Below are 15,473 nucleotides of genomic sequence, written 5' to 3' on the forward strand. Positions count from 1 at the left end.
GATTAATTCTTTGTTATATAGACACGCTCTATGCTGTTATAGAAAACGCGTTTTTCTAATTCGGTAAATACTCGTACATTTGCGTGCAATTATTTCCAAACCAACAAATAATTGCAACATGCCTGCGGGAAAAGCCAAACCCAAATTTGTAGACGACGGCCTTACATTTGACGATGTACTCCTTGTGCCTGCCTATTCTGAAGTTTTACCGAAAGAAGTAAATATCTCCACCCAACTTACCCGGGAATTAAAGCTGAACATACCAATGGTATCTGCTGCCATGGATACGGTTACAGAAGCTAACCTGGCTATTGCTTTGGCAAGGGAAGGCGGTATAGGCATTCTGCACAAGAATATGAGCATTGAAAAACAGGCTGAGCTGGTGCGCCGTGTGAAACGCAGCGAGAACGGGCTGATACTGGACCCTGTTACCCTGGAGGCTACCGCTACCATTGGAAAGGCATTACAGCTCATGAAAGAGAACAGCATTGGCGGTATTCCCATTGTTGATAATAATAATACCTTAGTAGGCATACTTACCAACCGTGATCTGCGCTTTGAAAGAGATATGAAACGCCTGGTAAGTGAAGTAATGACCAAAGACGGGCTGGTAACTGCCCCTGAAGGCACTGATTTCAAGAAAGCAGAAAAGATCCTGCAACAGAATAAAATTGAAAAGCTGCCGGTTGTAAGCAAAAACAAAAAACTGGTAGGCCTCATCACTTACCGTGATATACTGCAGCTCACCAGCCAGCCAAACGCAATCAAAGATGCATACGGCCGCCTGCTGGTAGGCGCTGCACTGGGCATTACGCCGGATATCCTGGACAGGGCACAGGCACTGATACAGGTAGGTGTGGATGTAGTTTGCCTGGACAGCTCCCATGGCCACTCCATAGCCGTATTAAACAGCCTCAAGAAACTGAAAAAAGCTTTCCCAAAACTGCAGGTGATTGCAGGGAACGTAGCTACCGGCGAAGGCGCCAAAGCCCTGGCAGATGCAGGTGCTGATGCCGTGAAAGTAGGCGTGGGCCCCGGCTCTATCTGTACTACCCGTGTAGTAACCGGTGCTGGTTTTCCGCAGCTGTCTGCTATCATGAACGCTGCAGAAGCGCTCAAAAAAACCGGTGTACCGGTGATTGCCGATGGCGGTATCCGTTATACCGGCGATATGGTGAAAGCCCTGGCAGCAGGTGCATCCTGCATTATGGCAGGTTCCATTTTTGCAGGTGTGGAAGAAAGCCCCGGAGAAACCATCATTTACGAAGGCCGTAAGTTTAAATCTTACCGCGGTATGGGATCTGTAGAGGCTATGCTGGAAGGCAGTAAAGACCGCTATTTCCAGGATGAGGATGATATTAAGAAACTGGTGCCGGAAGGCATTGTAGGCCGGGTGCCGTATAAAGGTACTTTATCAGAAGTGATCATGCAGTTTGTTGGCGGCTTACGTGCAGGCATGGGCCTTACCGGTTCCAGAGATATGAAAGCTTTACAGGCTGCACAGTTCATAAAGATCACCGCTGCTACCGTAAAAGAAAACCACCCGCATGATGTGGTGATCACCAAGGAAGCGCCGAACTACAGCAGGTAATTAACGGACTACACAGGCAACAGTTGGTAAAATAAGTATACGTGTAATGTTCATACTATAAATTCAAAGAGCCGGGCGCTAACCCGGCTCTTTTGTTTAAAGATCACGGCTGTAGTTTTTGTTTGTCGGTAGCTGGCTGCTCTCCATCGATTTTTCACGTGCTGTTAACATCAATACCTTATTTTTGAAAACTATTGCACAATATATGGCTAACCGTAGTTTCAATAGATGGCTTCCCTGGTTACTGGGCCTTGCAAGCGGCCTGCTGCTGTGGGCGGCCTGGCCCAGCTCTCCCTTAACCCTGCTTATATTCCTGGCTTTCATACCCTTATTACATTTAACTACGCTGGTACAACACCGCGGTACTTATTTTGGCTGCGTATACCTGGCCATGGTAATATGGAATGTGGGCACTACCTGGTGGGTAGGTAATACACCGGTGCCCATGAGCGGTGTGCTGGCCAATATAACCAACGCATTGATAATGACGGTGCCCTGGCTGGGTTTTAAGAACATGCGCAAACGGTTTGGCGCTACCATGAGCTACCTGGCGCTTATCGTATATTGGTTAACGTTTGAATACATACACCTGAACTGGGAGCTTAGCTGGCCCTGGTTAACCGTAGGTAATATATTTGCCATGCACCCCGGCTGGATCCAGTGGTATGAATATACCGGCACCAGCGGCGGCACCTTGTGGGTATTGATCGTGAATATTACCATTTACGCATGCTGGCAAAAACGCAAGCAATACAGCCTGCCTGTGGCCACCTTTCTCTGGAAAGAAGGCTGGAAGCCTGCAGCCGCCTTTATTATACCGTTTATATTAAGCGTAATAACCGGTGTTAACTATTGGATGCACAAACCGTTTAAAGGCGGACCCAAACCGCTTTCTGTAGTGGTAGTACAGCCCAACATTGACCCTTATGATAAGTTTGCGGATGGTGCAGAATCACAGCAGCTTGAAAAATTTATGCGCCTTACCCGGCAAATGGCCGACAGCAATACCGCTTATATTGTATGGCCTGAAACTGCTTTATTTCCGCATGGCGCCTGGGAACATGAACTGAATGAACAAGCTGCCGTGCAGGCCATACGCGCTATGTTAAAGCAATATCCCAATGCAAAGCTGATCACCGGCGCCACTACGCTTAAACGTTACAATAATAAAGACGAAGCCCCCTACTCCGCCCGCCCGATGAATGGCGGCATGTACTTCGATGCCTTTAACACAGGGTTACAAATAGATACATCTAACCTTATACAGATATATCACAAATCCAGGCTGGTACCGGGTGTGGAGCTGATCCCCTACTCGCGCTACCTGAAGTTTATGGAGAACTGGGCGCTGGATATGGGCGGTATTACCGGCAGCTATGGCCGCAGCCCCGGAGTTGCAGTACTGGAAAATAACACTCAACACATTAAAGCATTTCCCACTATATGTTATGAATCTATTTACGGTGAGTTTGTGGCAGAACATGTACGCCTGGGAGCCAGCCTGTTATTCATTATAACAAATGATGGTTGGTGGGGAAACACAGAAGGGCATCGCCAGCATTTGCAATATGCACGCCTGCGCGCCATTGAAACAAGACGCTGGATTGCGCGCAGCGCCAACACCGGCGTTTCCTGCTTTATTACGCCAGCCGGAGATCTGCAGCTACCGCAGCCTTACTGGCAGGAAGCCGTTATTAAAGCAAATGTAACACCGGACCCCACTTTTACGTTCTATGTAAGGTATGGTGATCTCATCTCAAAAGGAGCGCTGATATTTTGTATCTTGTTACTGATATACTCCATCGTTCTACGGTTCACTAACAGGAAAGCATATGTGGAAAGAACTTAACCATGCAAAATTCAGCGGAGCTTACCAGGTAACAGGCAAAGGCACACCGGTAATGCTGCTCCACGGATTCCCCGAAAACAGTGAAGTATGGGCGCAGCAGCAAAGCAACCTTCAGGCAAATTACTGCGTAATAACACCAGACCTGCCGGGCAGCGGCCGCTCACCGCTCACCCAACCACTGAGCATGGAAAGCATGGCGGATTTCGTACATGCGATAGTGTTAGCAGAAGGCATTGATAAGTTAACAGTTATAGGACATTCCATGGGTGGTTATGTGGCGCTGGCATTTGCAGAAAAATATCCGCAGCACCTGCAGGGTTTAGGATTATTCCACTCCACTGCAGCCGCAGATACGGAAGAGAAAAAAGAAGCCCGCCGCAAATCCATTAAGCTCATGGAACAATATGGCAGCGAAGCCTTTGTTCGGCAGGCAGTGCCCGGCATGTTCAGTCCGCATACAAAAAGTACGCAGCCTGCCCTGGTAGAAGCGTTGGTGCAAATGGGCATGTTATGCAAAGTGGAAGCGCTGATCGCTTATTATGAAGCCATGATACAACGGCCGGACCGTAAAACAGTATTGCAGCAAATACAAGCGCCCGTACTGTTCATTATGGGAAAAGATGATACTGCTGTGCCTATGGATAGTGTGCTGCCCCAGGTAACCTTACCGCCTAAAAGCAGCATCCATATTTTTGAGCATACCGGGCATATGGGCATGTGGGAAGTGGCGCAGGAAAGCACCCTGGTACTGCAACAGTTTATTGAGTTTTGTAAATAGCAACCGTAACATTCAACCGAAAAAATACATTCAACCCGTTAAGTGAAACGCCTTACCTTATTAATGATATGTTTTGCCTGTGTGTTCACCGCACAGGCTTCCCATATTATTGGCGGGGAAATGTATTATAAATATTTAGGGAAAACCGGCGATGGAACCGGCACCAATTACCTGGTTACGTTAAAGCTGTTCCGCATATGCGGTAACCCGGGCGGCAATGTTGCAGCGATGCCGCCCAGCGTATATTTTACCATCTATAGTAAAGATAACGGAGCCCAATCCGGCAACTACCAGTTTGACCGCAAAGGCCCTATACAAACCGTAAGCTCTGCGCTCATAGATCCCTGTATTGTGAACCCGCCCAGCGTATGCTTTGAGATCGGTATTTTTGAAGGCACTATTACCGTACCGGATAATGACCAGGGATATACCGTTGCTTTTCAGAGCTGCTGCCGTGATAACTTTATAGAGAACGTTGTAGATACACACGTACCCAACGATAACAGCCGCCCGGGTAACGGCGCCACTTATATTGCCGAACTGCCGGGCCGTAACAACGGCATCATTGGCAGCTCGAGCCCGGTGTTTGCCAAAGACCAGGCAGTGGTGATATGCGCAGGCAAAAAATTCACGTATGACTTTTCTGCCACTGATCCTGATGGCGACCGTTTGGAATACAGCTTTTGCGATGCATACGGCGGCGGACAAACCACCAACACCGGTATACCACCACCCGCAGTTGGCCCTCCTTATAACAGCGTACCTTATAAAAATCCTTATGACGGGGAAAAACCGCTGGGCGATGCCGCTACCATTAACCCGCAAACCGGTGTTATATCCGGTATAGCGCCGCCTGCCGGCAAGTATGTGATTACCGTATGTGTAAAAGAATACCGTGGTAACCAGCTGTTAGGCGTGCACCGTAAGGATTTTCACGTAACTGTTACTACCTGTACCCGTTTGGTAACAGCCGCCATGCCCGATAAATATGCAGACTGCAACGGCTTAACCGTTAACTTCCTGAATAACAGCACACCCGGTAAAACCTACTTCTGGGATTTTGGCGATGGCGATACCCTTACCACTACCAGCACAGATACTTTAAAACATACTTACAGGCAGGAAGGCACTTACAATGTAAAACTGATCGTGGACCGTGCCAGCAGCTGCGGCGACAGCGCCTTTGCTATTGTACACGTATATCCCTTATTTAACCCGGATTTCTCCGTAAGCGGTTTATGCACCACCAAACCCACACAGTTCCGCAACACATCCACCACCAGCAGCAGAACGGATGTTATTGACTATTACCGCTGGGATTTTGGCGATACCAATGCTACGAATGATACAGCGCTGCTAGCCAACAATCCCACCTATCAATACCCGGCTGCCGGTAAGTATAATGTAGAGCTGTTGGTGCGTACCAAAAATGGCTGTGAACGTACCTATTACGACACTGTTACCATTTACGACAAGCCACCTTTAACTACCACCAGCGATACACCACTTTGCCATAATGATGCATTGCAGCTGCGTGCATCCAGCCTGCAGCCCGGCACTTATGCCTGGACACCCAGCCATTATTTTATTACCGGCGCCAATACTGCAACACCTATTGTGAATCCTAAAGTAGATACAGCTTATACCGTAACCTTTACAGATAATACCGGCTGTGTGAACAGCCAGCGTGTAGCCATTGACGTGAAAGATACATTGCTCGTACGTACATCGCCCGACAGCACGGTATGTACCGGTGATACATTGCAGCTTAAAGCAATTACAGACGGCGCTTACCAGTTCACCTGGCTAAACCTGGCCAACAACAATGTGGTGGGCAATGCGCTCACCACTTCCGTTGTGCCGCCGCCACCGGCAGCTTCCTATGCTATACAGGTTACGCTGGGCAGCTGCTCATCCCGTGATACCATCAACTTTAAAGTAGTAGATCCGCCCCACGCTTATGCCGGCGAGGATACCACTATCTGCTATGGCGATGCGGTAACGCTGAGGGCCAGCGGCGGCTCGTCCTACACCTGGACGCCCACTGCCGTACTTTCCACCCCTACACGTGCAGTTACCCTTGCCAAACCATTAACCACTACTGATTTTATTGTAACGGTAACGGATATACTGGGTTGCCCCAAGCCGGTGAATGATACGGTGCAGATAGGCGTAACGCCGCCTGTACCTGCCTTTGCGGGCAACGATACTATTCTTATCAAGGATCAGCCTTTCCGCCTGCACGCCACCGGCGGCAGCCGCTATTTGTGGACGCCCGGCGAAGGCCTGAACAATCCGAATATAGATACGCCCCTTACGAACATTAACCGCGATTTTACCTACACCGTTACTGTATATACGGTTGATGGCTGCTACGCTACCGATGACATTCACCTGCGTTTTATTGTAGGCCCGGATATTTACATACCCACCGCCTTTTCTCCCAATGGCGATGGGCAAAATGATATCTTCCGCCCATTGCCGGTAGGTATTGTGCATATGGATTTCTTCCGTGTATTTGACCGCTGGGGTAAAGCCATGTATTCCAATACGGAATATCTGAAGGGTTGGGATGGTACGGTGAACGGACATCCGGCTGCGGTAGGTACCTATGTTTGGGTGGTACAGGGCCAGGATATTCACGGCAATACCCTGCTGCGCAAAGGTACTGTTACGCTTATACGTTAGAAAAAAACGTAAGAGGTAAAATCCCCGCTATCGCTTTCCACTATTGCATTTCCGCCTTTTCCTATTCGTCGATTTCTTTTCCTGGATTGCTATTTTTTTAGTACATTCAGAGAGCGCCTGTGCTATACTTCATGAGCAAATTCCTCCTACTCGTTTTTGGCTGCTGCCTGATCCACGTTGTAGCAGTTGCTTACCATATAATTGGCGGGGAGATCTATTATCAAACCGTAGCCTATAACAGCGTTACAGGCCAATACCGCTACCTTATTACCTTAAAGCTTTACCGCGATGCTGATTTCACCTGCGGCGACCGGCAGGGATGCCTGGACCGTTTTGAGAATCCTGTTTCGGTGAATGTATACACCGCATCCGGGCAGCGGGCCATAGCACCGGTATTGTTATACATACAGGAAACAAAACAGCTGTTCGATACCCTTAAGAATCCCTGCCTTACCCCGCAAACACAACACCTGGAAGCTGCCTTTTACCGCGATACCATTGAGCTGCCGCCCATTTATGGCGGTTATTATGTGGCGTACCAGCGCTGCTGCCGGGGTGAGAAGCTGGCCAACATTTACAATTCAGAACAGGAAGGCAGCACCTACTATACTACCATTCCCGGCACGGAAAGCCGCCCTAATAATAACAGCGCATATTTTAGTAAAGATGTGGCGATCGTGATCTGTGCCGACTTTGCTTTCCGGTACGATTATGCCGCCACCGATCCTGATGGCGACAGCTTAACCTACAGCCTTTGCAGCGCCTTAACCGGTGGTGCGGCCAGGAATGAAAGCAATGCCACCAATCCGCCACCGTATGATGACATTGTGAATTACATACCGCCCTATTCGGGCGCCGACCCTATGGGTGGTGCTCCCGTTATATCTATTGATAACAAGGGGCTGCTTACCGGCACCCCTAACCGGGTAGGAAAGTTTGTAGTATCCGTATGTGTTACTGAATATGACCGTGTAACAAAAAAGTATATTGGCACCCATCATAAAGATATTTTGCTCACGGTGTTCAGCTGTAAATCCGCCGTGCGGGCCAACCTGCAGGATATACTGAACAACTGCACCGATACGGCCGACCTGCGTGTAGCCATACCCAACTTCAGCAACGCCGGTTTTACCTCCAGCTACTACTGGAACTTTGGGGATGGTACGGATACCATTACCTACGACAAAAAAGTATTTTACCACGCTTACCCCGATACCGGCAGCTATCCCATTAAGCTGGTGGTGAACCGCGGGCTGCCCTGTGTGGATAGCAGCACCGGCACCATTAATAACTACCCGGGCTTACGTGCAGGCTTCACCGTAACAGGTATTTGCGCCGGGGAACCTATTATTTTAAGGGACACCTCTTCCTACACATACGGTAATATCCTGACCCGCAGCTGGGACCTGGGCATGCCCAATGCCACAGCCAGCGGCAAGCAGGTGAATATGCAGTACCCGGAAGGCGGGGTATATACCATTACCCTTTCGCTGGATACGGATAAAGGCTGTACGAAAACCTCCACCTTAAACCTGACTGTGTACGAAGTAAAACCCTATGCCGGCAACGATACCATACTGGCGCGCGGGCAGCTATTGCCCCTGCATGCCAGCGGCGGTGAGTTTTACCAGTGGACGCCTCCCTATGGCCTGAATAATGCAGGCATTGCCGATCCCATACTGGATTATGATAAGGATATACAATTCCTGCTTAAAGTATCGAACCAGCAGGGCTGCGTAGGTTACGACACGCTGAACGTAAAATATTACCTGGGCCCCGACATTTACATACCCAATGCCTTTACCCCCAATGGCGACGGGCAGAACGACCGTTTCCGGTTTATACCGGTGGGTATTGTACAATACGATTTCTTCCGCATTTACGACCGCTGGGGCCAGCTGGTGTACTCCTCCACCGACTTCCGTACCGGCTGGGATGGCACTGTGCACGGGCAAACCGCTGCTATGGGCACCTATGTATGGATCTTACAGGGCAAGGACCTGGGCGGGCAAACCGTTTCCAAAAGCGGCACAGTTACCCTGATAAGATGAATTTATTTACGATTTTAGATTTACGATTTTAGATTTGTGCCGGAAACCATAGATAATGGGCCGCTTTCATTAAATCTAAGATCGTAAATCTAAAATCTAAGATCCCATGGCAATCATACTTATTACCGGTGCTACCGCTGGATTTGGAAAGGCTTGTGCTGAAAAATTTGCCCAACATAAACATGATCTTATTATTACCGGCCGCCGGCAGGAAAGGCTGGATGAGCTAAAAACATCCCTGGAACAGCAATACGGCATTAAAGTGCTGCCGCTTACTTTTGATGTGCGGGAGGAGCAAACCGTGGCCAGCACCCTGGAAGCCATACCGGAGGCCTGGAAAAAAGTGGAGGTGCTCATTAACAACGCCGGGCTGGCCGCAGGCCTCAGTACGATTGATGAAGGCAGCACAGACGACTGGAACGCCATGCTGGATACTAATGTAAAAGGGCTGCTGTATGTATCCCGTACGGTAATACCCTGGTTAAAGGCGCAGGGCAAGGGCCATATCATTAACCTGGGATCTATTGCAGGCAACCAGGTATATGCCAAAGGCAATGTATACTGTGCCAGCAAGGCGGCGGTAGATGCTATTTCACAAGGTATGCGTATAGACCTGCTGCCCTTTGGTATAAAGGTGACGAATGTATGCCCCGGCGCTGCTGAAACAGAATTTTCCGTAGTACGTTTTAAGGGCGATGAGGATAAAGCCAGAGATGTATACAAGGGTTTAAAACCCTTAAGCGCTGAGGATGTGGCAGATGTGATCTTTTACTGCACTACCCTGCCCCCGCATGTATGTATAAACCACCTGGAAATAACACCGCTGCAACAGGCAAGCGCATACTATTACCAAAGAAATTAACATGAACATGTTATTTTACAGGTTACGTATTTTGAATATATTTGAAACGATTCATATTTAAACAATTTAATTTTTCCGTTACAGTGTTCGAGACTAACTAACTATCCTATAATCCTATAATCGAAAATCCCTATGCTAACATTTGTAACTATTCTATTATTACGCCTGTACTATCCCAGGTGGAAACAGGAGTGGCGCTTTTACGCCGACAGATCCAGGCAGAACAAATATGGCCGCTGGGCCATGGGTAAGGCCTGGGGCGGTGAAGCTGATTACTCCCTGAGCTACAGTTGAGGTATGAGAAGTAGAGAAAAGAATTTGTTAACAGTCCCGCGCTTATGGCCGGGACTGTTTTGTTTTAGGCATATTCCTATTAATTTTGCGGCGGAAAATCGTAAATAATACCTTTTAATATATGTCTTCAAAAGCTGCGCCTGATGTTGTGTTAATTGGAGCCGGGATCATGAGCGCCACACTGGGTGTGTTATTGAAAAAATTGCAACCCGAACTGACCATTGAAATCTTTGAAAGACTGGATGTTATTGCCGGTGAAAGTTCAGATGCGTGGAATAATGCAGGCACCGGGCACTCCGCCTTTTGTGAGCTGAACTACACCCCTGAGAAGCCGGATGGCACGGTTGAAGGTTCCAAGGCCGCTAAAATTGCAGAGTCTTTTGAAGTTTCCAAAGCATTCTGGGCCTACCTGGTGCAGGGTGGTTATATTAAATCCCCGGAAAGTTTTATACGCAGCGTACCCCACATCAGCTTTGTATGGGGCGGGCCCAATGTAACGTACTTACAACAGCGCCAGAAAGCACTGGAAGGCAATCCATTGTTCAAAGGCATGCAATACTCAGAAGATCATGCTACCCTTGCCAAATGGATGCCGTTGGTAATGGAAGGCCGCGATCCTGAACAAAAGGTAGCTGCCACCCGCATGGAAGCCGGTACCGATGTGAACTTTGGCGCGCTTACCCGGCAGCTGTGCACCTACCTGTATAATCAGAAGGGTGTAAAGATCTATACCGCGCACGAGGTACGTGATATTGAGCAGGATGAGGACGGACGTTGGTCCATTACCGTAAAGAATGCCACTACCGGTAAAAAACGCACGCTTAAAACCAAATTTGTATTTATAGGCGCCGGCGGCGGCTCACTGCCTTTGCTTGAAAAATCCGGCATACCGGAAGGCAAGGGTTTTGGCGGTTTCCCGGTAAGCGGCCAGTGGCTCATCTGCAACAATCCTGAAGTTATTGAACAGCATGCCGCCAAGGTGTATGGTAAAGCAGCAGTAGGCGCACCGCCCATGTCGGTGCCCCACCTGGATACCCGGGTGATCGATGGTAAAAAGGCATTGCTGTTCGGGCCTTACGCCGGTTTCTCCACCAAGTTCCTGAAACATGGCTCTTTCATGGACCTGCCCTTATCTATTAAATATTACAATATCCGCCCTATGCTGGCAGCGGGCTTTGATAATATTCCCTTAACCAAGTACCTGATAGAGCAGGTGCGCCAGTCGCCGGAAGATCGTATGGAAGCCTTACGCGCTTTTGTGCCAAAGGCCAAAATGGAGGACTGGGACCTGGAAACTGCCGGGCAAAGGGTACAGATCATTAAAAAAGATCCTGAGCACGGCGGCGTACTGGAATTTGGTACCGAAGTGGTGAGCGCTGCAGATGGTACTATCGCGGCCCTGCTGGGTGCATCGCCCGGCGCATCAACCGCTGTATCCATTATGCTGGACCTGCTGAACCGCTGCTTTAAAACGCAGATGAACACGCCGGAGTGGAAGGCCAAGCTGAAAGAAATGATCCCTTCTTACGGGAAAAAGCTGGCAGATACGCCCGGCCTGTGTGATGAAATGCGCAGCTGGACCGGCCAGGTGCTGAAGCTGAATGTGGAGGAGGAAGTAGAGGTGAAGTAAAGAATGTAAAATGTAAAATTTAAAATCATAAATGTAAAAGTGGAATGCAGCGAAGTCCGATCTGGACCTAATCGCTGCATTCCACTTTTACATTTATCTCGTTCATAAAGTCTTTAAATGGTCTCTATGAACCTCCTTCCTCGGTTTGAAATTTTACATTTATGATTTTACATTATTTTTAAGGTGTGCCCCACTTTATTGCGCTAGCATAAATCTCAGTGTAAGCCCGCCCCTGGTATTGGTAATGGGATAGGCGGTGGATATTACCGGTATGGTTTGCCTTCGGTCATAGAAGAAACGCAGGTTCAAACGGTTATTCACCACATAATCAATAGACGGGGCTATGCCTATCACCTTCTGGCCGCTGGTGGGTATCACCAGGTCCGCATCCAGGCGGTTATTCACCGTCCGGTCATCGCGGTAACTGAGGTCCAGGCGGAAGTTCATATCGTTTTCTAATTTCTTGCCGCCATTTTTTCCTACCCGGAATGGTAAGGGGAAACCCCGCATGCGGTAACCGCCACCCAGTATTATTTCGGTTGAGCGCAGCTCTGTTAGCTGGTAGTCTATCAGGCTTAAGCTCAGGGAGCGGCTTTTCCTGAATTCCAGGCGGGCATTCAGGCTGTTGGTAAAGGTCATATCAAAACCTATCAACGGCGCAAACTGCTCGGTCATGGTCAGGTTGGGCACCAGGAAGTAAGGAATGTAGTTGCCGGATACCGTATCTATAAAACCGGGGTACCCTGCCAGGCGCGGATCCTCGTAGAACAGCGCCGTGTTATAGGAGTTCATGCTAAGCGTACCGGTGTAGGCATGCGTAAGCACAAAGTTGGTAAAAATGTTACGGAAGGGTTCCAGCTTGGTTAAGCCGTTATAGGTAACACGCCAGTTAGGTTTGGGTATAAAGTTACTGAACGGATTGCTGCGTACATTGGAATTGCTTTGCTTCAGCAGGCCTATCTTTTCCGGGTCTTTACCGGTGTAAGCTGCCAGGAAAGCGGGTATCAATACATCCTGCGCATAACGGCTGTAACCATAGTAATAAGTAGGGTCTTTGGAGTTTTGCGTAGGTGCGCCCTGGTTATACGGGTTTTGCGCAGCCAGGCGTTTGGAAATAGCCAGCCGGTAGTTCTCAAAGTTCCGGAAGGTGGTAGACATACCGCTTTGCGCATCGATCTTGCCAAACAGCGTTTGTATAGCTATATAAGTGATCTCAAACCCACCTGCATCATATGGGCTCAGGTGTTCAAAACCCAGCACATTACCCAATGTATCCGTAGCATTTTTGAACAGCTCCGTATGTGTTTTGGTAAATGATTTAGTGATGTTCAGGTCAATACGCAGATCGGGTATGGGCTCCAGCTGCGCCTGCGCATCCAGCCGCTGCGTGAACTGCTGCTGGAACTGCACGTTGAACAGCGTATCCGGCGTAATTAATCCCTTCTTGGCAAAATTATCCAGCCAGGCTTTATTAGGCTGGGCGCCAAACACAAAGCCTAAGCCCGGCGCCATAGAGGCCCAGTTCATACCCAGGATCTTGGTACTATCTATATAACCCGGTAAGCGGGTGCCGGAATTTTCAGAATAGTTAATGGCAATGCGTTTTACAGACAGCAGGGGTTTCAGCGCTGCTTTTACCAGGGCCGGCAACTCCTCCTCTTCCTGCTTTTGCTGCTGCTGTTGTTGCTGTTTATTCTGGTTGCCCTGCATATTCTGGTTCTGCATATTGTTCCGGTTATTGTTATTACCGGAAGATCCGTTGCCCGTAACCTTGCGCAGGAACTTGGATTTATTATACAGCTCGGAGAACTTAAATTCTGCGGTCACGGTTCTGTTCTGCGTATTCTCAATGGCATTACCCAGCTCCAGTGCCAGGCGGCTGGCGCCGGTCCAGCGGTATTCCGTGCTGTAGCCTAATGCAATGTTAGTCCAGCTTAACAGCGGAAGCTTGCTGGTAGGCAGCGTATACGTAACGTTGGCGGAATGGAAGTAGTTGGTGGTACGGCCAAACTTAAACAGGTTATGGCGCACACTATCCCGCTTAGCCTTGGTATCAATACGGCCATCCGGTTCATCAATACGGGTATTGGTTACCGCGTTAAAATCAATGGTAAGGCTGCGGGTCAGGTCCCACTTTAAACCATAATAACGGTCAAAGGTGAAGTACTTGTTATAGGTTTCCGGCAGCTTATACAACCCATCACTGCCCACGTTGCGGATGCGCGTGGCGCCGAACTGCCGGGTAATATCCGCCCGGAAGCTGATGATGGAAGGCACGTAGTTTATGTTAAAGTCGCGGATCAGATCCAGCCAGTGCGTTTTGGATTTACCCAGCAGCTTTTTCAGCGGCGTAATAAACTTGCTTTGGCCGGCATAGTTATAACCCAGGCCCCCGCGGTGTTTGGTAAGAATGTCGTTTTCAATAAGCGGGTTATGGCTGTTGGTTTGGGAGAAGGAGTAACTGATGTCAAAGTTCTCTATATCCCATATTTTCAGCTTGGGCTTACCCTGGTTCAGCTTACGTACGTTGGTAAAGTTCAGGCTCTTAATAGAGGTATAGTCCTGTGCATCCCGTTTAATGGAATCCCGCTCGGCGGAGGTACGCGCCAAACGCAGCTTATCTTTCAGCTTAATATCCATGTCATACGGATCATATTCCGGGTTGCTGGCAGCCTGTGAGTAACCGGCATATACCGGTATGGAAATGCCTGCTTTCTTAGGCAGCAGCTTACCCAGGTCCAGGTTGGCCGCTACATCATATTGCAGATAGTTATCGCGGAAACGTTCATTCACCCGCTGATCAATAGCGCCAAAACCGGCCGTGTGCATGTTACCGGATACGCTTACCGTACCCAGGTCGGCCAGCTGCACATCCATACGGGCCATCGCTGCATAACCACCTTTTTCATCAAAGTCCGTCAGGCGCATTTCATTGAACCATACTTCGGTACATTTTGACAGCCCATCGTTCTTAGGATTATACACGCCTATCATTACACTTCTTACATCGCCCAGGCTGGGGTTACCTACTACGCTCAGAAAGTTGGTACCGTCTGCTTCCGTGTAAGGAAGAACGGGCGAGCAGGTATCGCACATGTTGCGGCGCTGTTTCAGATTAGGCAGCTTGGCCAGCTCCAGGTCCAGGTTATTTGCTTCCGGCCATATGACGTTAGCATCTGTTGAGGTGCTCCAGGGCGTTACTTTCAGCGGTATCTGGTATTCATAATAGTTATTGGTAAAGTCGCTGCCCAAACGAACAATGGCGCGCAGCTCACCATCTTTCAGGGTGGTGGGGTTATTCACCGCTTCTGCGTGTATGTACATCTGCAGCCTTTTATACTGGCGCATATCCAGGCCCAGGTTCTTATAAATGCCGCGGTTATCGCCATCTTTCAGGTCACAGACCTGCATGGAAAGGGCTTGCTCATTCAGCTGCAAGGTGGTATTGTTGGTGCTGATGGTGTTTTGCCTGGTTACGCCCGGCGGTATTACATACGGAATGGGGCTACGTTTTGCGTTCTCCTCAATGTTCACCGCTGTGGTATTGAACTTGGTGCTTTCGTCAATGGGCACCGGATCGCCGGGTTGTAATTTATACATATAACGGCGCCACTGGTTGCGCACCAGGTCCAGCTTGCCAAAACGCACTACCACAGAATCCTGGAAGCCGGTCAGGAACATACGCATAAAACGTATGGACTTAAAATCCGGGATATTGCCAATGCGGCGG

At 49.0% G+C, this 15,473-nt stretch carries 9 protein-coding genes; 8 read left to right on the forward strand and 1 reads right to left on the reverse strand.

Annotation, left to right across the window (positions count from 1 at the left end; genetic code table 11):
• The first annotated feature begins 118 nt into the window (after window positions 1-118).
• The 8 genes from guaB (at window position 119) to VIM87_RS18925 (ending at window position 11,743) form a co-directional block, all read left to right on the forward strand.
• The gene (gene guaB / locus VIM87_RS18890; protein WP_331998501.1) at window positions 119-1,591 is read left to right on the forward strand and encodes an IMP dehydrogenase; all 1,473 of its coding nucleotides are present in this window, start codon (window positions 119-121) and stop codon (window positions 1,589-1,591) included.
• A gap of 184 nt (window positions 1,592-1,775) precedes the next feature.
• A complete protein-coding gene (lnt, locus tag VIM87_RS18895; RefSeq protein ID WP_331998502.1) occupies window positions 1,776-3,440 on the forward strand; it encodes an apolipoprotein N-acyltransferase in 1,665 nt (554 codons plus the stop codon).
• Window positions 3,424-4,218: an alpha/beta hydrolase gene (locus VIM87_RS18900; protein ID WP_331998503.1), complete on the forward strand. Its 795-nt coding sequence runs from the start codon at window positions 3,424-3,426 to the stop codon at window positions 4,216-4,218. The genes lnt and VIM87_RS18900 overlap by 17 nt, the downstream gene beginning before the upstream one ends.
• 42 nt (window positions 4,219-4,260) lie before the next feature.
• Window positions 4,261-6,906 (forward strand): PKD domain-containing protein, encoded by a 2,646-nt coding sequence (locus VIM87_RS18905; RefSeq protein WP_331998504.1) that lies wholly within the window; start codon window positions 4,261-4,263, stop codon window positions 6,904-6,906.
• A gap of 131 nt (window positions 6,907-7,037) precedes the next feature.
• The gene (locus tag VIM87_RS18910; RefSeq protein WP_331998505.1) at window positions 7,038-8,957 is read left to right on the forward strand and encodes a PKD domain-containing protein; all 1,920 of its coding nucleotides are present in this window, start codon (window positions 7,038-7,040) and stop codon (window positions 8,955-8,957) included.
• Window positions 8,958-9,063: 106 nt separating this feature from the next.
• Window positions 9,064-9,819, forward strand: coding sequence for an SDR family NAD(P)-dependent oxidoreductase (locus VIM87_RS18915; RefSeq protein WP_331998506.1), 756 nt, complete (start codon window positions 9,064-9,066; stop codon window positions 9,817-9,819).
• Window positions 9,820-9,951: 132 nt separating this feature from the next.
• Window positions 9,952-10,113: a hypothetical protein gene (locus tag VIM87_RS18920; protein ID WP_156093025.1), complete on the forward strand. Its 162-nt coding sequence runs from the start codon at window positions 9,952-9,954 to the stop codon at window positions 10,111-10,113.
• A gap of 121 nt (window positions 10,114-10,234) precedes the next feature.
• Entirely contained in the window at window positions 10,235-11,743 is a 1,509-nt protein-coding gene (locus tag VIM87_RS18925) for a malate:quinone oxidoreductase (RefSeq protein WP_331998507.1), read from the forward strand.
• Between the two features lie 195 nt (window positions 11,744-11,938).
• Here the strand turns inward: VIM87_RS18925 and sprA are convergent.
• A partial coding sequence (sprA, locus tag VIM87_RS18930) for a cell surface protein SprA (protein WP_331998508.1) occupies window positions 11,939-15,473 on the reverse strand: 3,535 nt, incomplete at its 5' end.

It is taken from the genome of Chitinophaga sp. (assembly GCF_036569125.1).
GTDB lineage: Bacteria > Bacteroidota > Bacteroidia > Chitinophagales > Chitinophagaceae > Chitinophaga.